We start from the raw sequence: 22,470 nt of genomic DNA, 5'->3' as shown, positions 1-22,470 counted from the left end.
AGCAGGAGCACCCGGCTTGTGCCCGGGAACTATCTGCGCGGTCCGTAGTGGCTTTACCTGAGTCGCTGCTTCAGAACTTGGGAAGTCATGCTGCGGTTTCCACGCTGGTGGTGTCTCCTTATCGAAGGTGACCAGACATGCAAGAAAGCGTAATGCAGCGCATGTGGGACAGTGCCCACCTATCCGGTGGTAACGCTGCCTATGTGGAAGAGCTTTATGAGCTCTACCTGCACGATCCCAACGCTGTGCCCGAAGAGTGGCGCACTTACTTCCAGAAGTTGCCCTCCGGTGGCAGCGCTTCAGCCGATGTATCGCACTCGACGATTCGCGACCACTTCGTCCTGCTGGGCAAGAACCAGCGGCGCGCTCAGCCTGTGTCCGCGGGCAGCGTCAGCAGTGAGCATGAAAAGAAGCAGATCGAAGTCCTGCGCCTGATTCAGGCCTACCGAGTGCGCGGCCATCAGGCAGCACAGCTCGATCCGCTTGGCCTGCAACAGCGCACCGTTCCTGCCGATCTGGCGATCAACAACTACGGCCTGACCGACGCCGACCTCGACACCGTGTTCCGCACCGCTGACCTGGCCATGGTCAACGGCCAGGCCACTCTGCGCGAAATCCTGCAGGCGTTGCAAGAAACCTATTGCCGCACCATCGGCGCCGAATACATGCACATCGTCGATTCCGAGCAGCGCAGCTGGTTCGTTCAGCGCCTGGAAAGCGTGCGTGGCCGCCCGGACTTCTCGCCGGAGATCAAGAGCCATCTGCTCGAGCGCCTGACTGCCGCCGAAGGCCTGGAAAAGTACCTGGGTACCAAGTATCCGGGCACCAAGCGTTTTGGTCTCGAAGGTGGCGAGAGCCTGATTCCGCTGCTTGACGAGATCATCCAGCGTTCTGGCTCTTATGGCACTAAGGAAATCGTAATCGGCATGGCCCACCGTGGCCGCCTGAACGTGCTGGTCAACACCTTTGGCAAGAATCCGCGCGACCTTTTCGACGAGTTCGAAGGCAAGAAGGTCGAGGGTCTGAGCTCAGGTGACGTGAAATATCACCAAGGCTTCTCCTCCAATGTGATGACCCCGGGTGGCGAAATTCACCTGGCCATGGCGTTCAACCCGTCCCACCTCGAAATCGTTTCCCCGGTGGTCGAGGGTTCGGTGCGGGCTCGTCAGGATCGCCGTTGTGATCCGGTCGGCGACAAGGTGCTTCCGGTAACCATCCACGGCGATGCTGCTGTCGCCGGTCAGGGCGTGGTGATGGAAACCTTCCAGATGTCGCAGACCCGTGCTTATCGCACCGGTGGCACCATTCGCATCGTGGTCAACAACCAGGTCGGCTTCACCACCAACAAGCAGGAAGATGCTCGTTCCACCGAGTACGCAACCGATGTGGCGAAGATGATCCAGGCGCCGATCTTCCATGTGAACGCAGACGATCCCGAGGCGGTGCTGTTCGTCACCCAGCTCGCTGTCGACTACCGGATGCAGTTCAAGCGCGACATCGTCATCGACCTGATCTGCTACCGCCGTCGTGGTCACAACGAAGCGGACGAGCCGAGCGGCACTCAGCCGTTGATGTATCAGAAGATCGCCAAGCAGCGCACCACTCGTGAGCTGTACGCCGATTCGCTGATCCAGTCCAAGGTGCTGGACGACGAGCGTGTTCAGGCCAAGATCGACGAGTACCGTACGGCGCTCGACAATGGGCTGCACGTAGTCAAGAGCCTGGTCAAAGAGCCGAATAAAGAACTCTTCGTTGACTGGCGTCCGTATCTGGGTCATGCCTGGACTGCCCGTCATGACACCAGCTTCGATCTGAAGACCTTGCAGGATCTGTCCAACAAGCTGCTGCAGACGCCGGAAGGCTTCGTGGTGCAGCGTCAGGTCTCGAAGATTCTCGAAGATCGCCAGAAGATGGGTGCGGGCGCGCTCACCATCAACTGGGGCTACGCGGAAGTCATGGCGTACGCCACGCTGCTGTTCGAAGGCCACCCGGTACGTATCTCCGGTCAGGACGTCGGCCGCGGCACCTTCTCGCACCGCCATGCTGCGCTGCATAACCAGAAGGACGGCAGTACCTACATTCCGCTGCAGCACCTCTATGAAGGTCAGCCGCGTTTCGATCTGTACGACTCGTTCCTCTCCGAGGAAGCGGTTCTGGCTTTCGAATACGGTTACGCCACCACTATGCCCAACGCGCTTGTCGTGTGGGAAGCGCAGTTCGGCGACTTCGCCAATGGCGCCCAGGTAGTGATCGACCAGTTCATCACCAGCGGTGAGCACAAGTGGGGTCGCCTGTGTGGCCTGACCATGCTGTTACCACATGGCTATGAGGGGCAGGGCCCGGAGCACTCGTCCGCTCGTCTGGAGCGTTACCTGCAGCTGTGCGCCGAGCACAATATCCAGGTTTGCGTGCCGACGACTCCGGCGCAGGTCTACCACATGCTGCGTCGCCAGGCGATTCGCCCGCTGCGCAAGCCGCTGGTTGCGCTGACACCCAAGTCGCTGCTGCGTCATAAGCTTGCGACCTCGACTCTGGAAGAGCTCACCCAGGGTTCCTTCCAGACCGTTATCCCGGAAGTCGACGCGATCGATCCGGCGAAGGTCGAGCGTGTAATCATGTGTAGCGGCAAGGTCTACTATGACCTGCTGGACAAGCGTCGTGCCGAAGGCCGCGAAGATATCGCCATCGTACGTATCGAGCAGCTGTATCCGTTCCCGGAAGAGGATCTGGCCGAAGCGCTCGCGCCTTACCAGAATCTCAAGCACATCGTCTGGTGCCAGGAAGAGCCGATGAACCAGGGTGCCTGGTACTGCAGCCAGCATCACATGCGCCGTGTGGCCACCGCACACAAGAAGGAACTGTTCCTTCAGTACGCGGGTCGTGATGCTTCAGCGGCGCCGGCGGTCGGTTACGCCTCCATGCATGCCGAACAGCAGGAAAAACTGCTGCAGGACGCCTTCACCGTTTAACCATTTCGTGCAAGGGGCCGCGATATCGCGGCCTCGATGTAGAAACCGAATCAATAGGACCCCTGAATAATGGCTATCGAGATCAAAGCCCCTACATTCCCGGAATCGGTTGCCGACGGCACCGTTGCCACCTGGCACAAGCAGCCGGGCGACGCGGTCAAGCGTGATGAGCTGATCGTCGACATCGAAACCGACAAGGTGGTGATGGAAGTGCTCGCCGAAGCTGACGGCGTGCTGACCGAGATCGTCAAGAACGAAGGCGACACCGTGCTGAGCGGCGAGCTGCTCGGCAAGCTGGAGGCTGGTGCTACTGCCGCCGCTGCACCTGCGCCGGCTGCTGCCCCGGCTCAAACTGCTGCTCCGGCTGCTGCCGCAACCGCAGGTGAAGAGCCAATCCTGGCTCCTGCTGCGCGCAAGATGGCCGAAGAGAACGGCATCGATCCGAACAGCATCGCCGGTACTGGTAAAGATGGTCGCGTGACCAAGGAAGACGTGGTTGCCGCCGTTGAAGCCAAGAAATCCGCTCCGGCTGCTGCTGCCAAGCCGGCTGCTCCGGCTGCATCCGCTCCGATCTTCGCCGAGGGCGATCGTGTCGAGAAGCGCGTGCCGATGACCCGCCTGCGTGCGAAGGTCGCCGAGCGTCTGGTCGAAGCGCAATCCTCCATGGCGATGCTGACTACGTTCAACGAAGTCAACATGAAGCCGATCATGGAGCTGCGTTCCAAGTACAAGGACCTGTTCGAGAAGACTCACAACGGCGTGCGCCTGGGCTTCATGTCCTTCTTCGTCAAGGCCGCGGTCGAAGCACTCAAGCGCCAGCCGGGCGTCAATGCTTCCATCGATGGCAATGACATCGTCTACCACGGTTATCAGGATATCGGCGTCGCCGTTTCCAGCGACCGCGGCCTGGTGGTTCCGGTCCTGCGCAACGCCGAGCACATGAGCCTGGCCGAGATCGAAGGCGGCATCAACAACTTCGGCAAGAAGGCCAAGGCCGGCAAGCTGACCATCGAAGAGATGACTGGCGGCACCTTCACCATCTCCAATGGTGGTGTGTTTGGTTCGCTGCTGTCGACGCCGATCGTCAACCCGCCTCAGACCGCCATCCTCGGTATGCACAAGATCCAGGAACGCCCGATGGCTGTTAACGGTCAAGTGGTCATCCTGCCGATGATGTACCTGGCGCTGTCCTATGACCATCGCTTGATCGACGGCAAGGAAGCTGTGACCTTCCTGGTTACCATGAAGGACCTGCTGGAAGACCCGGCCCGTCTGCTGCTGGATATCTGATAGAAACGTCACGGGCTGCAGCTGGTAGGTCAGGCGAAAGCCGTCCCTGCTGCCTGCAGCTTTTGGCTTTTAGCTGCTTTTAAGAGGATTCGTAATGAGCCAGAAATTCGACGTCGTCGTCATCGGTGCCGGCCCTGGCGGCTATGTGGCCGCCATTCGTGCAGCCCAGCTGGGTCTGAAGACCGCGTGTATCGAAAAATATCAGGGCAAGGACGGCAAGACCGCGCTGGGCGGTACCTGCCTGAATGTAGGTTGCATTCCTTCCAAGGCTCTGCTGGACAGCTCCTACAAGTTTCATGAAGCCCACGAGAGCTTCAAGGTTCATGGCATCAGCACTGGCGAAGTGGCCATGGACGTTCCGACCATGGTTGCGCGCAAGGACCAGATCGTTAAGAACCTCACCGGTGGTGTTTCCGCTCTGCTGAAGGCCAACGGTGTGACCGTCTTCGAAGGCCACGGCAAGCTGCTGGCCGGCAAGCAGGTCGAAGTGACCGGCCTGGACGGCAACGTGCAGACGCTGGCTGCCGAGAATGTGATCCTGGCATCTGGCTCCACTCCGGTGAACATTCCGCCGGCGCCGGTCGATCAGAACGTCATCGTCGACTCCACTGGTGCGCTGGATTTCCAGAGCGTTCCGGGCAAGCTCGGCGTCATCGGTGCTGGCGTGATCGGTCTGGAGCTGGGTTCGGTCTGGGCACGTCTGGGCGCGGAAGTGACCGTTATCGAAGCCATGGACAAGTTCCTGCCAGCTGCCGATGAGCAGATCTCCAAGGAAGCGTTCAAGGTTCTTTCCAAGCAGGGTCTGAAGATTCTGCTGGGCGCTCGTCTGACCGGTTCGGAAGTGAAGGGCGAGCAAGTGACCGTCAACTTCACCAGCGCCGAGGGCGAGCAGCAGATGACCTTCGATAAGCTGATCGTCGCAGTTGGCCGTCGTCCGGTCACCTCCGAGCTGCTGGCTGCCGATGCCGGTGTCGATATGGATGAACGTGGTTTCATCTTCGTCGACGACTACTGCGCGACCAGCGTCCCTGGCGTCTACGCCATCGGCGATGTGGTTCGCGGTGCCATGCTGGCCCACAAGGCCTCGGAAGAGGGCGTGATGGTTGCTGAGCGTATCGCTGGTCACAAGACCCAGATGAACTATGACCTGATTCCGTCGGTCATCTACACTCACCCGGAAATCGCATGGGTCGGCAAGTCCGAGCAGGCGCTCAAGGCTGAAGGCGTTGAAGTCAACGTCGGTACCTTCCCGTTCGCGGCCAGCGGACGTGCCATGGCGGCCAACGACACCGCCGGCCTGGTCAAGGTCATCGCCGATGCCAAGACCGACCGCGTGCTGGGCGTTCACGTCATGGGCCCAAGCGCTGCCGAGCTGGTTCAGCAAGGCGCGATCGGCATGGAATTCGGTACCAGTGCCGAAGACCTGGGCATGATGGTGTTCTCGCACCCGACGATGTCCGAAGCGCTGCATGAAGCGGCCCTGGCAGTGAATGGCCACGCCATCCACATTGCCAATCGCAAGAAGCGCTAATCGGTTTCGTGCTGTACCCGGGCCCGACGTATCTGTGGATACGCCGGGCCTTTTGCAAACTGCAGATTCGAAAAGGATTGCAGGTCGCTGAGAGGTATCGTGAATTCGCAGATAGTTTTCAGCGACTTGTGAGGGGGCACGGCGGCTCGTCGTGCCGTAAATGCGCCAATACCAAACCAGACGGTAGAAAGCATGAATCTTCACGAGTACCAAGGTAAACAACTGTTCGCTGAATACGGTCTGCCCGTGTCCAAGGGTTACGCAGTCGATAGCCCGAAGGAAGCAGCGGAAGCCTGCGACAAGATCGGCGGCACGCAATGGGTGGTCAAAGCCCAGGTGCATGCAGGCGGACGTGGCAAGGCAGGTGGCGTAAAGCTGGTTCGCAGCAAGGATGAAGCCCGGGCGTTTGCCCAGCAGTGGCTTGACAAGCGTCTGGTGACCTATCAGACCGACGCCAATGGTCAGCCAGTCAGCAAGATCCTTGTCGAGGCTTGTACCGATATCGACAAGGAGCTCTATCTGGGCGCCGTGGTTGATCGCGCGAGTCGCCGGGTCGTGTTCATGGCCTCCACCGAAGGTGGCGTGGATATCGAAAAAGTCGCTCACGACACGCCTGAGAAAATCCTCAAGGCCACCATCGACCCGCTGGTCGGTGCACAGCCGTTCCAGGCGCGCGAGCTGGCATTCCAGCTGGGTCTGAAGGGCGATCAGGTCAAGCAGTTCGTCCATATCTTCGTCGGCCTTGCCCAGCTGTTCCAGGACTATGACCTGGCCCTGCTCGAAGTGAACCCGCTGGTGATCAAGAAGGACGGCAACCTGCATTGCCTGGACGCCAAGATCAACATCGACAGCAACGCCATCTATCGTCAACCCAAACTGCGCGACATGGCCGATCCGTCTCAGGACGATCCGCGCGAGGCCCACGCGGCCAAGTGGGAGCTCAATTACGTAGCGCTCGACGGCAACATCGGCTGCATGGTCAATGGTGCGGGCCTGGCCATGGGCACCATGGATATCGTCAACCTGCATGGCGGTGCGCCGGCGAACTTCCTCGACGTGGGCGGTGGTGCCACCGAGGAACGCGTGACCGAAGCGTTCAAGATCATTCTCTCCGATAGCAATGTCGCGGCCGTTCTGGTGAACATCTTCGGCGGCATCGTGCGATGCGACATGATCGCCGAAGGCATTATCGGTGCCGTTCGCGAAGTGGGCGTCAAGGTACCGGTGGTGGTTCGCCTGGAAGGCAACAACGCCGACTTGGGGGCCAAGATGCTGAGTGAAAGCGGTCTGAACATCATCGGTGCGAGCAGCCTGACCGATGCGGCCATTCAGGTTGTCAAAGCCGCGGAGGGCAAGTAATGAGCGTATTGATCAACAAGGACACCAAGGTCATTTGCCAGGGCTTCACCGGCTCGCAAGGTACCTTCCACTCCGAGCAGGCCATTGCCTACGGCACGAAGATGGTCGGCGGCGTCACGCCGGGCAAGGGCGGCACCATGCACCTCGGTCTGCCGGTATTCAACACCGTTCGGGAGGCCGTCGAGACCACCGGTGCTGACGCCTCGGTGATCTACGTGCCGGCGCCGTTCTGCAAGGACTCGATTCTCGAAGCGGCTTTCGGTGGGATCAAGCTCATCGTCTGCATCACCGAAGGCATTCCGACACTGGATATGCTCGAGGTTAAGATCAAGTGCGACGAACTGGGTGTGCGCCTGATCGGGCCGAACTGCCCGGGTGTGATCACGCCGGGTGAGTGCAAGATCGGCATTCAGCCTGGGCACATCCATATGCCCGGCAAGGTCGGCATCGTCTCGCGCTCCGGCACGCTGACCTACGAAGCCGTGAAGCAGACCACCGACGCTGGTTTCGGCCAGTCGACCTGTGTTGGCATCGGTGGTGACCCTATTCCGGGCTCGACCTTCATCGATATCCTCAAGCTGTTCCAGGATGATCCGCAGACCGAGGCCATCGTCATGATCGGCGAGATCGGCGGTTCGGCCGAGGAAGAAGCGGCGGCCTTCATCAAGGCCAACGTGACCAAGCCAGTCGTTTCCTACATTGCGGGTGTCACGGCTCCGGCTGGCAAGCGGATGGGGCACGCCGGCGCGATCATTTCTGGCGGCAAGGGAACGGCGGAAGAGAAATTCGCAGCCCTGCAGGACGCCGGTGTGAAGACCGTTCGCTCGCTTGCCGATATCGGCAAGGCGCTGGCGGAAGTGACTGGCTGGGAAATGAAGGCCTGATGTAACGCCCGCTCGGCTGCAGTCGGGCGTTCGAGTTGCTCAGTCTTCGCATGCCCCGAGGCAGACCTGACGGTTCTGCCTCGGGGCTTTCAGCTTTGGGTTTGGTAACGTTGCAGCTTCAATCGCTGCTTGGTCCCGCGCTTCATCTATCACGCGTTGAGCGCTTCAACTCTGCGGCGCGACGTTTTTTCGCGGCCAATGTTGACGCTCCGGTCAGCATCCATCGCCGCATCGTGGCATCATTGCCGCTCATTCATACGCTTGTTCGGTCCACAAGAGCGACAGCGTGCAACGAAGGATTCGGCCCAACCGGCTGAATGACGTTTCCCCTTATCCCTGAAGGAAACCCGTATCCCATCATTCAGGCCAATATGAACCGCTGACCCGTCGCGCTCGTGGCATGTGCGTCGCGTTCATTTAAGCCGTCATCCATTTGGTAGTTTTTTCCGCATGAATCGTTTGAAAGGTTTTGACCTGCTGGCTCTTGGCTTCATGACATTTGCGTTGTTCCTTGGCGCCGGCAACATCATCTTCCCGCCCAGCGCCGGTATGGCGTCGGGCGAGTTTATCTGGCAGGCGGCACTGGGCTTCTTGCTGACCGGTGTCGGGTTGCCGCTGCTGACCGTCGTCGCGCTGGCGCGAGTGGGTGGGGGCATGGACCGTTTGACCGCACCGCTCGGCAAGGTCGCTGGTACGGTGCTGGCGGTGGCCGTCTACCTGGCGATCGGTCCGCTGTTCGCGACTCCGCGCACCGCCGTCGTTTCGTTCGAGATGGGCATTGCGCCATTCAGCGGTAACGCCGGCATGCCGCTATTCATCTACACGCTGGTGTTCTTCGCGGCCATGCTGTTCCTGGTGCTGAACCCCGGTCAGCTGGTCAACCGTATCGGCAAGTTCATTACGCCGGTGCTGCTGGCGGCGCTGTTGGTACTCGGTGGCGCGGCGATTTTCGCCCCGGCGGGAGAGGTCGGTGCTGCGAGTGAGACTTATCGTGCGTCGCCGCTGATCAAGGGTTTTCTCGAAGGCTATCTGACCATGGATACCCTCGGCGCTTTGGTTTTCGGCATCGTGATCGCCACCGCCATTCGCGACCGCGGTGTCACCGAGCCCGCGCTAGTTACCCGTTACTCGATGATTGCCGGCGTGATTGCTGCGGTCGGGCTGTCGTTGGTCTATCTCGCTCTGTTCTACCTTGGTGCTACCAGCCAGGGCATCGCCGCCGGTGCGGAGAACGGCGTGCAGATTCTGACGACCTACGTGCAACACACGTTCGGCACGCCGGGCAGCCTGCTGCTTGCAGTAGTCATCACGCTGGCCTGCCTGACCACGGCGGTCGGCCTGACCACGGCCTGTGGCGAGTTCTTCAGCGCATTGCTGCCGGTTTCCTATCGCACAGTGGTGGTCGTTTTCGCTCTGTTCAGCCTGCTGGTGGCCAACCAGGGGCTGACGCAGTTGATCAGTGTGTCGGTGCCGGTCTTGGTGGGCCTTTACCCGCTGGCCATCGTCCTGGTTGCTCTGAGCTTGCTGGATCGCTTCTGGGTTTCGCCCTCGCGGGTGTTCGTGCCGGTCATGGCGGTGACGCTGATCTTCGGCGTTGTCGATGGACTTGCCGCCGCGGGCTTCGCCGATTGGGTTCCGGTGCTGTTCACGCAGTTGCCATTGGCCGATCAGAGCATGGGCTGGCTGGTTCCGGTTCTGGTGATGTTGGTGTTTGCAGTCGTCACTGATCGCCTGCTCAGTCGCGCCGATCAGGCGCAGCATCACGCCTGACTTGTTCTCGCGCTGCGCCGCGGCTGACGATAGATCGGTCGCGGGGTAGCGCTGACATTAGGCGCAAGCTTCGGCGACGCGGTGCTGGCTATAATCGCGTGATGTCTCCGAGGGCGCGCCATGACGTTATCCGATTCAACCCTGCCGCATCTGATCGCCGTGCTCTGGTTCATCGTCTGTTGGGCTGGATACACCCGCTACGCGAGCTGGCGCGGCCGGGATACGGCTTGTCTGGCGAGTGTGTTGCACCTCTATCGGCAGGACTGGATGCAGCGCCTGCTGTTGCGTGACAACCGTATCGCCGATGCCAACGTGATCGGCAATCTGGAGCGCAACGCATCGTTCTTTGCATCCAGCACGCTGATAATCCTTGCAGGCATCCTGACCGCGTTGGGTGCATCCGATCGAGCGGTTTCTCTATTGGCCGACCTGCCATTTGCGCAACCGGTCAGCCGCGGTCTTTCGGAAGTCAAGCTGCTGTGTCTGGCGGTCGTCTTCGTCTATGCGTTCTTCACCTTCAGCTGGTGCATGCGCCAGTACAACTTCGCCGCGGTACTGGTTGCTTCGGCGCCGATGGTGGGCGAGCGCAACGTCAGTGATCAGGAGCGCAGGGCTTTCGCCGAGCGTGCGGCGCGGGTCCTGTCCATGGCGGCCAACCAGTTCAACTTCGGCTTGCGCGCCTATTACTTCGGCATGGCCACCTTGGCCTGGTTCGTTCACCCCTGGTTCTTCATGTTGGTCACCACAGGCGTGGTCCTGATCCTCTACCGCCGCGAATTCCACTCGGACGTGCTCGGGGTGATGGTATTCACGCCAACTTCCCCGGCCGAAATGCCCAAGGAATAGGGCGCGTGCATGGCAAGGCGGTATCATGCGCGCCTTGAGCCATCCCCCCGAGAATTCGAATGAGCGATAGCCAGATACTCGAGCGCACCCAGCGCTTCTTGTCCTTTCTGCGACACTGTCAGGTGCTGGGTCTTACAGTCGAGCATGCCGACAGCCGCGGCCTTACCCTGCGCCTTCCATACAGCGAGAAGATCATCGGGAACCCGGAAACCGGCGGAGTCCATGGCGGCGCGATCACCACGCTGATGGACACCACCTGCGGCATTTCCACGGCCTGCGCCCTGCCGGATCTGGAAGTTTGCCCGACGCTCGATCTGCGAATCGACTACATGCATCCCGCCGAGGCCGGACACGATATCTTCGGGTTCGCCGAGTGCTACCGCGTCACCCCAACGGTCATCTTTACTCGTGGCGTCGCCTATCAGCGCGACATCAACGAACCGATCGCTCATGTGGTAGGCACCTTCATGCGCATGGGCAAGGCTGCACCGGCAGCCATGGGCAAGGAGGGCGGCGCATGAGCGATTTTAACCTCAACGAGCTGGTCCAGCATGCACACGCCAACAACGATTACGACGCGCTGATCAAACTGGTGCCGTACGCCAAGCTGATCGGCATTGAGTGCCTGCGGCTCGGTGACGAAATGGTTTTTCGTCTGCCGCAGAACGAGGACAACATCGGCAATCCGCTACCGGCCATTCACGGCGGGGTCATCGCAGGCTTCATGGAGCACGCGGCGATGCTGCATCTGCTGATGTTCATGGGCGCGCCACATTTGCCCAAAATCATCGACTTCTCGATAGATTATCTACGCGCCGGTCACTATCGTGACACCTTTGCCGCCTGCCAGGTCTGGCGCCAGGGTCGCAGGGTCGCCAACGTCGCGATCACCGCCTGGCAGACCCATCAGGCCGAGCCCATCGCCACCGCCCGCTGCCATTTCAAGATCGACGAGCCCTGACGCATTCGTCAGGGTGGCGTTGCGGTGTGCGGCGTCACCTTGTGCGATTGCGTGAAGGAACTCGAATGGAAGCACTTCTGATCCTCGGCGGCTTGCTGCTGATTCTTGCTGGCGCCGTCTGGCTCATCAGCCTGGCATTCTCGACGAGCTTGCTCTGGGGCCTGGGCAGCCTGCTGCCTCCATTGACGTTGGCGTTTGTATTCAGTCACTGGCGCGTTGCGCGCAAGGCGCTGATCCTGTCCTGCCTGGGTTTCATTCCGCTGATCGTGGGGCTGTCGCTGCTGGCCAGTCGCGATGCCGAGCGGCTGGATGCGATTTTCAGTCTGCGTTGGCTGCCAACTCAGGTCGAGCCGGATCTTGCCATGGGGGTGCGCGGGGAATTGAACGGACGTCGATTCGCGCCGCAACAGGGTGAGCTCATAAATGGCGTACTGAATCTGCGTGAGGGGAAGGGCTTCTTCGCTCGCCAGGAGGTAACGATTCGCTTGCGCGAACCGATCGAGGGTGCGTTGCGCATCGACGTTCTGCCCGACGACATCGGCGCATTGCCTGAGGTCGAAATCGCCTGGCTGAACCCCGATCAGGAGCTGCCGGAGACGCGACGCCTCGATCGCGGTTACACGTTGCATCTTGATCTGCAGCCGGTGGCGCCGAACAAGCTGCGTGGCGATTTCCATCTCGTGCTGCCGCCACAGTTCGACACCAGCATCACTGGCGTCATCGAGCTGTACACCGATCGCCTGCGCTACCTGAATGGTCAGGTCGACCGCCGCCATGATTCGCGGGACACCCTGGCCTTCGTGATCGAGGACTACCTGCAGCGTCGTCACGCGAGCCGGGACGTCGCTTTGCAATCGACGCCCGTCGTCACGTTGCCGGCCGAAGAGTTAGAGGTTGAGGTCCAGGCTCAGGTGAAGGGCGAGATGCAGGCGTTCACGCTGCCCCTGGCAAAGAACGAGCAGGGCTGGCACGTCAGGGGCGATGACTATCCGCCCCTGACCGAACCTGCGGTGGAGACACCTGTAACGACGACCAAGGCGGCCGAGCCCGTTGCTGCGACGGTGCCGCAAAGCAGTCTGGATCGGCGACTGCGCTTCTCGATGGAGCAGGTCCTGCGCACGCCTGACCGCTATCAGCACCTGTTGATGCGCGCGCACACCGAGCGCGGCGGTGTTGCAGAAGGGCGCTTCGCTGGTCTGGATAGCGAGGGCAATCTGATCATCAGGCGGGTCATCAGCGGCCCAGGCGAAGCGACCTATAACCTGGCTCCCGGGGAGATCGTGCTGCTCGAACTCGTTGACCCTTGACTGACTGGCCGGCGTTGCGACGCGTCGGCTGCCCTTGAAAATCATCGCCACGCCCCCATCTGCCAGACATCGCCGCAACCGCGGTCCGTGCCATTACGCTGATGTGGAGTTTGTAGACGATGAGTGTGGAGACTCAAAAAGAAACCCTGGGCTTCCAGACCGAAGTGAAGCAGCTGCTTCATCTGATGATCCATTCGCTGTATTCCAACAAGGAAATCTTCCTTCGCGAGCTGATTTCCAACGCCTCCGATGCCGCCGACAAGCTGCGCTTCGAAGCGCTGGCCAAGCCGGAGCTGCTTGAGGGTGGCGCTGATCTGAAGATTCGCCTCAGCTTTGACAAGGATGCCAATACCGTCACCCTGGAAGACAACGGCATCGGCATGAACCGCGATGACGTGATCGCGCATCTGGGTACCATCGCCAAGTCTGGTACTGCCGACTTCCTGAAAAATCTCTCTGGCGACCAGAAGAAGGATTCGCACCTGATCGGTCAGTTCGGTGTGGGCTTCTATTCGGCGTTCATCGTCGCCGACAAGGTCGACGTCTACAGCCGCCGCGCCGGTACCCCGGCCAGCGAAGGGGTGCATTGGTCGTCGAAGGGCGAGGGCGAATTCGAAGTCGCCACCGTCGAAAAGGCCGAACGCGGCACCCGCATCGTCCTGCACCTGAAGAAGGGCGAAGAAGAGTTTGCCGATGGCTGGCGCCTGCGCAACATCGTCAAGAAGTACTCCGATCACATCGCGCTGCCGATCGAGTTGCCTAAAGAGTTCCACGGCGAGGAGAAGGACAAGCCGGCCGAGCAGGAGTGGGAGACGGTCAACCGCGCCAGCGCCCTCTGGACCCGTCCGCGCACCGAGGTGAAGGACGAGGAGTATCAGGAGTTCTACAAGCACGTCGCTCACGACTTCGACAACCCTCTGTCCTGGAGCCACAACAAGGTCGAGGGCAAACTCGAGTACACCTCGCTGCTCTATGTGCCCGGCCGTGCGCCATTCGATCTGTATCACCGCGAGGCGCCGAAGGGCCTGAAGCTTTACGTCCAGCGCGTCTTCATCATGGATCAGGCGGACGAGTTCCTGCCGCTGTACCTGCGCTTCGTCAAGGGCGTGGTCGATTCCAACGACCTGTCGCTCAATGTGTCCCGCGAAATCCTGCAGAAGGATCCGGTCATCGATTCGATGAAGTCGGCGCTGACCAAGCGCGTGCTGGACATGTTGGAGAAGCTGGCCAAGGACAAGCCCGAGGACTACAAGAAGTTCTGGTCGCAGTTCGGCCAGGTACTCAAGGAAGGTCCGGCGGAAGATTTTGCCAACAAGGAGAAAATTGCCAGCCTGCTGCGTTTCGCTTCCACCAGCGACGCGTCGGGCGAGCAGTCGGTTTCGCTGACCGATTACCTGTCGCGCATGAAGGAAGGTCAGGACAAGGTTTACTACCTGACTGGCGAAAGCTACGCGCAGGTCAAGAACAGCCCGCACCTGGAAGTCTTCCGCAAGAAAGGCGTCGAGGTACTGCTGCTCACTGATCGTATCGACGAATGGCTGATGAGCTACCTGACCGAGTTCGACGGCAAGCAGTTCGCCGATGTTGTGCGCGGCGACCTGGATCTGGGCAAGCTGGATTCCGAAGAGGACAAGAAGGCTCAGGAAGAAATCGCCAAGACCAAGGAAGGGCTGATCGAGCGCCTGAAGGGCGCGCTGGGTGATGAAGTCGCCGAGGTGCGCGTCTCCCATCGTCTGACCGACTCGCCGGCGATTCTCGCCATTGGCGAGCAGGACCTGGGCCTGCAGATGCGGCAGATTCTCGAGGCAAGCGGGCAGAAGGTGCCAGAGTCCAAGCCGATCTTCGAGATCAACCCGCAGCATCCGCTGATCGAAAAGCTCGATGCCGAGCCGGACGAGGATCGCTTCGCGGATCTGTCGCACATCCTGTTCGACCAGGCTGCGCTGGCGGCGGGGGATAGCCTGAAGGATCCCGCTGCTTACGTGCAGCGTCTGAACAAATTGCTGGTCGAACTATCGGCCTGATCCCTGGCAGCGATGTACGAACGGCCCGTCAAGTGACGGGCCGTTTTCGTTTCGGGTTGCTTCAGAGCAGGACGCTGACCAGGCGAGTGCCGTGGGTGAGATTGTCGGCTACCGGGCAACGCTGCTCGATCTGCTCCAGCAATGCCTGCTTGCCGGCCCGATCCAGATCGGCGTCGATGTCCACCTTGATGCGCAATTCCTGAAAGCCCGGCCGTACAGCAGGATCGCGTCCGAGCAGTCCGGCGGGATCGTAATCGGCTTCGATCTCGAAGCGCATGCCGCGCAGTTCGATCTTCTGCTGGTGAGCGATGAAGCGGCCGATGGTGCCGAAACATCCGGCCACTGCCGCCAGAATGGCTTCCAGCGGCGTCGGGCCGAGGTCTTGGCCCGCCGCGCTCTTTGGCTGGTCCATGATCAGGCGGTGGTTGCCGCATTGCACCTCGATTGCCATTCCGGCATTCAATGTTCCGTGCGCGCTGATGGTTTTCATTGCCATGCGATGGGTCCTTTTGTGAAGCGGAAGAAAAGCAGCGCGCAGTGAGGTAGCGGCTGCGCGGTTGTGGTGATCATGAGACTAGTGTGATGGCGATGGATGGTCGTTGATTTCAGTCAAATACCGTGGGGGGTATGGCTCGGCTGAGCCTCTGGTCGTGTCCTGCAGCATGGCAAAGCTGAACGGGTGGCCCTCCTGACGGTCTACTCGCTGGCTGTCAGGAGGACCGAGCTTTGTACATTTTCAGAATATTTTCCGTTGTAGCCCTCGTTACGTTGTCGTCCGTCGCGGTAGGGGAAGGGCGTGACTATCGTTACAGCGATGCGCATCTGCACTATGTGGATTTTTTCCAGGAAACCGATGGCATGCAAAAGCTGCTGGCAGCGATGGACGCGGGTAGCATCGATCACGTGATGATCAGCGGCATTCCGGTGGCGAAGAAATGGCACGAGAACGAGCCCAAGCGGCCTCGCTACTACGCCGGTGACGATGCGCCGGTGTACTGGTACAGCGCCACCGACGTGCTGGTCGCCGCTGCACTGGAAGATCTGGATGAGGAGCAGCGCAAGCGCTTCCATCCGTTTCTTTCCGGTTTCAACCCTAACGACAAAAACGCCGACGCGCATATCCGCCGCATGCTGGAGCTGAACCCGGGCCTCTGGCAGGGGCTGGGGGAGGTATTCACCCGACACGATGACGTGACCGCGTTGACCGAGGGCGACACCCCGCGGGCCAACAACGAGGCGCTGGCCAGGGTCTATCACCTGGCGGCGGAGTTCGATCTGCCGGTGATGCTGCATTCCAACATCACCTCCAAGCGAGAGCGCAATCCGCTCTACCTGGTCGAGCTGGAGGAGCCGCTGCGCAATCATCCGCATACGCGCTTTATCTGGGCTCATGCCGGAACCAGCATGGAGCTGCACCGACACCAGGAGAAGCTTGAATTCCTGCACGATACGGTCAGCCGCCTGCTCGATGACTATCCGAATCTGTACATCGACCTTTCCTGGACCATGTTGCAACCTTATCTGCTGGACGATGATAAGCGTCCCGACCCGAAGTGGGTCGCGTTGGTGAAGCGGCATCCCAAGCGCTTCGTGATCGGCTCGGACGTGGTCGGCCATTTCGATAACCTGGCGACCGGCATGCACGCCTTCGCTCCCTTCCTCGATGCACTTCCAGCCTCCGTAGCGCAAGGCGTGGCGCGAGATAACTTTCTCGCGCTGCTCCCCCGCAAGCGTCAGGCTGAGCTACGTTGAGCGTCATGAGACTGTAATCGGTGCGTCATAACCTGCCTGCTTCGCAAACAGGAAGGAGCAGGTTCCATGTCGTTCACTCGTTGGGCGCTCGTCGCCATGGTACTGGGTGTGAGTTCGCCCGCAGCGCTGGCGCAGATCGAGGTCGTGGGTGCCGTGGAGTATGGCGTGTTCGAAACCGTCAAAGAGGATTTCGAGCCAGGCGAGCGCGTGCTGACTCGTCGTGACCAGCCCATTCGCCAGACGACTGAGGTGCCGGCGCGGCTCGGAAGCAAGTTCGGCCTGCGCTATCGCCTCGCTGGTAAGCGCGAAGCCGATACGCCGCTGACTTTGCTATACCTGACGCCAGGTGTGGTGACACCCGATGGCAAGCGGCATGACAAGTTCGAGGTCGTGCAAGCGCTGGTGTCGGGCGCTGAAACGGACGTGATGGCATTCGAATTCACCGAGCCCCATGAGATTGTGCTCGGTCGATGGCATCTGATGGTGTTCCAGGGGGACCGCAAGTTGGCCGAGCAGATGTTCGACGTCCGGTGATGGCCATCTTGTTAGGTCGAGATGGCCATTCGAACCGTTAGTCGGGGAGGGAGTCGAGCGGCGCAAAAAATTGGCGTCAAAGTTCAAGTGAAAGGCTAGGCCTTCCGATAACGGAGCAAGTCACGGTTTGTGGCGTTTTTCCGTTTTTCATGGAGAAGGTAGTCCCATGTCCATTCGCTCGCTCACTATTGGTAAACGCTCAACACTGGGTTTCGGCCTGATTGGCCTGCTCGTCCTCTTCCTCGGCCTGTTCGCACTGAACCAGATGGCCAACATGCGCAACGAGAGCAAGGAGGTCGATGAGAACTGGCTGCCCAGCATCATGGCGCTCAGTGAACTTAACGTCACGGTCATGCGCATCCGGGCAAACACCCTGCGACTGGCTTTGGCTGAAGAACCGCAGATGGTGCAGGAAACTGCCCAGCGCTTGACTCAGCTGCGCAGCGAAGTGGCTCAACGTGATGCCGATTACGCCAAGCGAGTAACAACGGCCGAAGAACGTGCTGCGTATGAACGCTTCAAGCAGAGCTTCGAACAGTATCTGCTGCTTCAGCAGCGTGTCGTCGAGCATGTGGTCCGCGGCGAGCGCGCCCAGGCCGTGACGATAATCAACGGCGAAATCAACGGGCACGCGGATAACGTGACTGCGTCACTGAACCAGCTCCTTACCATCAACAGCGAGGAAGCCGGCGGGGCGGCGGATCGCGCGTCCGCACAATACGACACGGCGTTCAGCTGGGTGGTAGCGACGCTGGTGTTCGCTGCCGCTATCACCGTTACGCTGGCTTGGGTGTTCACCCGCAGCGTCGTGGGCCCGCTGGGAACTGCTGTTTCGGTAGCCGAGCGTATCGCTGGTGGTGATCTGACCGGCGATTTTGTGGTCGAGGGCAAGGACGAGCCGGCCCGCCTGCTGACATCACTGAAAGCCATGCAGGCCAATCTGCGCTCGACCATTCAGGGCATCGCCGACTCGTCCAATCAGCTTGCCTCGGCAGCCGAGGAGCTCAACGCGGTCACCGAAGACTCCACCCGCGGCCTGCACCAGCAGAACCACGAGATCGAACAAGCGGCTGCCGCCGTAAACGAGATGACCGCAGCCGTAGACGAAGTGGCGCGCAACGCGGTGGCTACCTCCGAGGCCTCCCAGGACTCCAACGACACCGCACAGCGCGGGCGCAAGCAGGTGCTGCAGACAGTCGAGTCGATCAATCTGCTGGCAAGCGACGTGACCAATACCGCTGGCGAGGTGGAGCATCTTGCCGGTCAGGTGCGAGATATAAGCAAGGTGCTTGAAGTGATCCGCTCGATTGCCGAACAGACCAATCTGCTCGCGCTGAACGCCGCGATCGAGGCGGCCCGGGCTGGCGACGCTGGGCGCGGCTTTGCGGTGGTGGCCGACGAGGTACGTGCCCTGGCGCATCGTACCCAGCAGTCCACCGGTGAGATCGAGCAGATGATTGGCAGCGTGCATCAGGGCACGGACAAGGCCGTGCACGCGATGCAATCGAGCAACGAGCGTGCCCGTACTACGTTGGAAATGGCTCGGGCGGCCGGCGAAGCTCTTGATGGCATCACCTCGGCGATCAGCCAGATCAGCGAGCGCAACCTAGTGATTGCCAGCGCCTCAGAAGAACAGGCTCAGGTCGCGCGGGAAGTGGATCGGAATCTGGTTAATATCCGTGACCTCTCGCTGCAGTCCTCGGCAGGTGCCAATCAGACGAGCGCGGCCAGTCAGGAACTGGCGCGCCTGGCCATCGACCTGAGCGGCCTGGTAGCGCGCTTTCAGGTGTGACATGCGCTAGCCGCAATGGCGCCTTCCCGCCGCCTGCGGGCGCTTCAGCAGCCTCCCATGCCCCCGTGACAGCACAACGCTGGGCATGGACGGGAGAGCGGCGTACCATCCGGCGTTTTTCCATGGCAGGCACGGGCTGTTTCGGGCCGTACCTGCCGAGCTGCGAGATGCGCCCATGTCCGATATGCCTCGATTCATTCGCTTCATCAGCCGTACCAGCCTCGTTGCCCAGATCGTCGCGGGCCTGGTGGCTGGCGCCTTGCTTGCGCTACTGCTGCCTGGCGCAGCAAAATCCGTAGCTCTTCTCGGTGATCTGTTCGTGCAGGCGCTCAAAGCGGTAGCACCGATTCTGGTGTTCGTGTTGGTGACCTCTTCACTGGCCAACCACAAGCGCGGCCAGCCGACCCACATCCGCCCCATCATCTTGTTGTACGCGCTCGGCACGCTGAGTGCGGCGGCCGTTGCCGTGCTGGCGAGCTTCATATTTCCAACCACGCTCACGTTGGTCAGCGGTGCTGCGGATGTAACGCCGCCGTCGGGCGTGGGGGCCGTATTGCAGACGCTGCTGTTCAATATCACGGCTAACCCGGTGCAGGCGCTGCTCGACGGCAACTTCATCGGCATCCTGGCCTGGGCCATCGGACTTGGCTTCGCCTTCCGTCATGCGCAGGAGAGCACCCGGCATCTGATCAGTGACCTTTCCGATGGTGTCACCTTGATCGTCAAGGTGGTCATTCGCTTCGCCCCGCTGGGGGTATTCGGGCTGGTAGCCGGCACGTTGGCCGAATCGGGCTTCGACGTGCTGCTGGGCTACATGCGGTTGTTGCTGGTGCTGGTCGGCGCGATGCTGTTCATGGCGCTGGTGATGAATCCGCTGATCGTGTTCTGGCAGATCCGCCGCAACCCATATCCGCTGGTATTCGCCTGCCTGCGCGAAAGCGGTATCACGGCGTTCTTCACGCGCAGTTCCGCCGCGAACATCCCAGTGAACATGCAACTGTGTCAGCGGCTCGGGCTGCACAAGGACACCTATTCGGTATCCATTCCGCTCGGGGCGACGATCAACATGGGTGGTGCGGCGATCACCATCACGGTGCTTACGCTGGCTGCGGTCAACACCCTGGGTATCGAGGTGGATATCGCCACGGCGGTGCTGCTCAGCCTTCTGGCTGCGGTATGTGCCTGCGGCGCGTCGGGTGTGGCCGGTGGCTCCCTGCTGCTCATTCCGCTGGCGTGCAGCCTGTTTGGTATCTCCAATGACCTGGCGATGCAGGTGGTGGCCGTCGGCTTCATCATCGGGGTCGTCCAGGACTCGGCGGAAACCGCGCTCAACTCTTCTACCGATGTGCTGTTCACCGCCGCTTCGTGTATCGCACATGGCGATATCGATGGAGATGCCGAGCGCCGGGTGTGACGGCGTGAGGTGGAAACAAAAAACGGCGCCCTAGGGCGCCGTTCTTGTTTGTCGCTAGTCAGACTCAGCCTTTGTAGCGGCGCAGCACCAGTGTGGAGTTGGTGCCACCGAAGCCGAAGCTGTTGCTCATCACGGTATCGAGCTGCACGTTCTCGCGGGTTTCGCGAAGAATCGGCATGTCCGCGACTTCCGGATCCAGCTCGTCGATGTTGGCGGAGCCCGCGATGAAGTTGCCTTCCATCATCAGCATCGAGTAGATCGCTTCATGAACGCCTGCAGCGCCCAGCGAGTGACCGGATAGGCTCTTGGTCGAGCTGATGGTCGGGATCTTGTCGCCGAACATGTTGCGCACGGCCTTGATCTCGGCAACGTCACCGACCGGCGTGGAGGTGCCGTGGGTGTTGAGGTAGTCGATCGTGGTATCAACGGTCGACATGGCCTGCTGCATGCAGCGCAGGGCGCCTTCGCCACTCGGCGCAACCATGTCGTAGCCGTCGGAAGTAGCGCCGTAGCCGACGATTTCCGCGTAGATCTTGGCGCCGCGCTTGAGTGCGTGCTCCAACTCTTCGACCACCACCATGCCGCCACCGCCGGCAATGACGAAACCGTCACGCTTGGCATCATAGGCGCGGGAGGCTTTCTCCGGCGTATCGTTGTACTGGCTGGACAGCGCGCCCATGGCGTCGAACAGGCAGCTCTGGCTGTAATGCTCTTCTTCACCACCACCGGCGAAGACCACATCCTGCTTGCCCATCTGGATCTGTTCCATGGCATGGCCGATGCAATGCGCGCTGGTGGCGCAGGCCGAAGCGATGGAGTAGTTGATGCCCTTGATACGGAACGGCGTGGCCAGGCAGGCGGATACCGTGCTGCTCATGGTGCGCGGAACACGATATGGGCCGATGCGCTTGACGCCTTTGTCGCGCAGGATGTCGATGGCTTCCATCTGGTTGATGGTCGAAGCACCACCGGAGCCGGCCACCAGGCCGATGCGCGGGTTGGAGATGTCATCGAGGGTGAAGCCGGCGTCTTTCACGGCCTGCTCCATTGCCAGATAGGCGTAGGCGGCAGCGTCACCCATGAAGCGCAGGACCTTGCGGTCGATCAGTTCTTCGAGGTTCAGATTGACGGAACCGGAAACCTGGCTGCGCAACCCCATGTCCGCGTAGGACTGGTTGAAGCGAATGCCGGGGCGGCCGGCGCGCAGGTTGCCGGAGACGGTCTCTTTGTCATTGCCCAGGCAAGAAACGATACCCAGGCCAGTGATCACGACGCGACGCATGCGGATGTCCTTCAAAAGCTGTCGGTAGAGGTGAACAGGCCGACGCGCAAGCCTTCGGCACTGTAGATCTCGCGGCCATCAACGCTGACGGTGCCATCGGCAATGCCGAGAATCAGCGAGCGGTTGATGGTGCGCTTGATGTGAATGTTGTAGGTGACTTTCTTGGCGGTCGGCAGAACCTGACCGAAGAACTTCACTTCGCCGGAGCCGAGGGCACGGCCACGGCCGGGGTTGCCCTGCCAGCCGAGGTAGAAGCCGACCAGCTGCCACATGGCATCCAGGCCCAGGCAGCCGGGCATGACCGGATCGCCTTCGAAATGGCAAGCGAAGAACCAGAGATCAGGGTTGATGTCCAGTTCGGCGACCAGTTCGCCCTTGCCATACTTGCCGCCGACTTCACTGATGTGAACGATACGATCGACCATCAGCATGTTCGGCGCGGGCAGTTGCGCATTACCGGGACCGAAGAGTTCGCCGCGGCTGCAACGAAGCAGGTCTTCCCGAGTAAAGGCGTGTTGTTTGGTCATGCGTATTCCTCAATGGGCCCCTTGCGAAGGGCTTTGCTGCTTACATACCGGGCCAGAGTTCGAGGCCTGATCATCAAGACTAGTCATAGACTGCCGCGTTGTGGCTAAAGTCACAGCCCGCCAACAGCGACGCCATTCAACCCGTACCTGCGGCTGAATGCGCAAAGACAGAATTGGGCGGCTACTTTAACACTCCTTAACGGCGAACGAGGACCTTGCGACAGCGTG

The 22,470-nt window shown here is 60.7% G+C and carries 18 protein-coding genes; 15 read left to right on the top strand and 3 right to left on the bottom strand.

Annotation, left to right across the window (positions count from 1 at the left end):
• Positions 1-137: 137 nt before the first annotated feature.
• The 11 genes from F753_RS48655 (at position 138) to htpG (ending at position 14,941) form a co-directional block, all read left to right on the top strand.
• On the top strand, positions 138-2,969 hold the full coding sequence (locus tag F753_RS48655; RefSeq protein WP_031298534.1) for a 2-oxoglutarate dehydrogenase E1 component: 2,832 nt from the start codon (positions 138-140) through the stop codon (positions 2,967-2,969).
• A 69-nt stretch (positions 2,970-3,038) separates the two neighbouring features.
• Positions 3,039-4,259 (top strand): 2-oxoglutarate dehydrogenase complex dihydrolipoyllysine-residue succinyltransferase, encoded by a 1,221-nt coding sequence (odhB, locus tag F753_RS48650; RefSeq protein ID WP_023447232.1) that lies wholly within the window; start codon positions 3,039-3,041, stop codon positions 4,257-4,259.
• A gap of 94 nt (positions 4,260-4,353) precedes the next feature.
• A complete protein-coding gene (gene lpdA / locus F753_RS48645) occupies positions 4,354-5,790 on the top strand; it encodes a dihydrolipoyl dehydrogenase (protein WP_023447231.1) in 1,437 nt (478 codons plus the stop codon).
• A 192-nt stretch (positions 5,791-5,982) separates the two neighbouring features.
• On the top strand, positions 5,983-7,149 hold the full coding sequence (gene sucC / locus F753_RS48640; RefSeq protein ID WP_014820474.1) for an ADP-forming succinate--CoA ligase subunit beta: 1,167 nt from the start codon (positions 5,983-5,985) through the stop codon (positions 7,147-7,149).
• Positions 7,149-8,033 (top strand): succinate--CoA ligase subunit alpha, encoded by an 885-nt coding sequence (gene sucD / locus F753_RS48635; protein WP_014820473.1) that lies wholly within the window; start codon positions 7,149-7,151, stop codon positions 8,031-8,033. Before sucC ends, sucD begins: the two co-directional genes overlap by 1 nt.
• A 450-nt stretch (positions 8,034-8,483) precedes the next feature.
• A complete protein-coding gene (gene brnQ, locus F753_RS48630; RefSeq protein WP_031298532.1) occupies positions 8,484-9,803 on the top strand; it encodes a branched-chain amino acid transport system II carrier protein in 1,320 nt (439 codons plus the stop codon).
• Positions 9,804-9,923: 120 nt separating this feature from the next.
• On the top strand, positions 9,924-10,649 hold the full coding sequence (locus F753_RS48625; protein WP_014820471.1) for a DUF599 domain-containing protein: 726 nt from the start codon (positions 9,924-9,926) through the stop codon (positions 10,647-10,649).
• Between the two features lie 59 nt (positions 10,650-10,708).
• Positions 10,709-11,170, top strand: a complete 462-nt coding sequence (locus tag F753_RS48620; protein ID WP_023447229.1) for a PaaI family thioesterase — start codon at positions 10,709-10,711, stop codon at positions 11,168-11,170.
• Positions 11,167-11,610 carry a PaaI family thioesterase gene (locus F753_RS48615; protein ID WP_023447228.1) on the top strand — a complete coding sequence of 148 codons (444 nt, stop codon included), beginning with the start codon at positions 11,167-11,169 and terminating at the stop codon, positions 11,608-11,610. Before F753_RS48620 ends, F753_RS48615 begins: the two co-directional genes overlap by 4 nt.
• Before the next feature lie 65 nt (positions 11,611-11,675).
• A complete protein-coding gene (locus tag F753_RS48610) occupies positions 11,676-12,917 on the top strand; it encodes a hypothetical protein (protein WP_023447227.1) in 1,242 nt (413 codons plus the stop codon).
• A gap of 119 nt (positions 12,918-13,036) precedes the next feature.
• Positions 13,037-14,941, top strand: coding sequence for a molecular chaperone HtpG (gene htpG / locus F753_RS48605; protein ID WP_023447226.1), 1,905 nt, complete (start codon positions 13,037-13,039; stop codon positions 14,939-14,941).
• Between the two features lie 61 nt (positions 14,942-15,002).
• On the opposite strand, the gene F753_RS48600 is transcribed toward htpG, so the two are convergent.
• Positions 15,003-15,437: an OsmC family protein gene (locus tag F753_RS48600; RefSeq protein WP_014820466.1), complete on the bottom strand. Its 435-nt coding sequence runs from the start codon at positions 15,435-15,437 to the stop codon at positions 15,003-15,005.
• 230 nt (positions 15,438-15,667) lie between these two features.
• Here F753_RS48600 and F753_RS48595 point away from each other — a divergent pair, with 230 nt between their 5' ends.
• The 4 genes from F753_RS48595 to sstT all read left to right on the top strand — a co-directional run bounded on the left by F753_RS48595 (position 15,668) and on the right by sstT (position 20,433).
• On the top strand, positions 15,668-16,693 hold the full coding sequence (locus tag F753_RS48595) for an amidohydrolase family protein (protein ID WP_031298531.1): 1,026 nt from the start codon (positions 15,668-15,670) through the stop codon (positions 16,691-16,693).
• 66 nt (positions 16,694-16,759) lie between these two features.
• On the top strand, positions 16,760-17,227 hold the full coding sequence (locus F753_RS48590; RefSeq protein WP_023447224.1) for a DUF3859 domain-containing protein: 468 nt from the start codon (positions 16,760-16,762) through the stop codon (positions 17,225-17,227).
• A gap of 166 nt (positions 17,228-17,393) precedes the next feature.
• Entirely contained in the window at positions 17,394-19,019 is a 1,626-nt protein-coding gene (locus tag F753_RS48585) for a methyl-accepting chemotaxis protein (protein WP_023447223.1), read from the top strand.
• Positions 19,020-19,194: 175 nt separating this feature from the next.
• The gene (gene sstT / locus F753_RS48580) at positions 19,195-20,433 is read left to right on the top strand and encodes a serine/threonine transporter SstT (RefSeq protein WP_023447222.1); all 1,239 of its coding nucleotides are present in this window, start codon (positions 19,195-19,197) and stop codon (positions 20,431-20,433) included.
• A gap of 64 nt (positions 20,434-20,497) precedes the next feature.
• Here sstT and fabB read toward each other — a convergent pair whose 3' ends face one another.
• Both fabB and fabA read right to left on the bottom strand, forming a co-directional pair.
• Positions 20,498-21,715 carry a beta-ketoacyl-ACP synthase I gene (gene fabB, locus F753_RS48575; RefSeq protein ID WP_023447221.1) on the bottom strand — a complete coding sequence of 406 codons (1,218 nt, stop codon included), beginning with the start codon at positions 21,713-21,715 and terminating at the stop codon, positions 20,498-20,500.
• 11 nt (positions 21,716-21,726) lie between these two features.
• Positions 21,727-22,242, bottom strand: coding sequence for a 3-hydroxyacyl-[acyl-carrier-protein] dehydratase FabA (gene fabA / locus F753_RS48570; protein WP_003285418.1), 516 nt, complete (start codon positions 22,240-22,242; stop codon positions 21,727-21,729).
• Positions 22,243-22,470: the final 228 nt, after the last annotated feature.

Origin of the sequence: Stutzerimonas chloritidismutans AW-1, assembly GCF_000495915.1 — a bacterium.
GTDB classification, from domain to species: Bacteria; Pseudomonadota; Gammaproteobacteria; order Pseudomonadales; family Pseudomonadaceae; genus Stutzerimonas; species Stutzerimonas chloritidismutans.
This window is presented reverse-complemented; position numbering and strand designations above follow the sequence as displayed.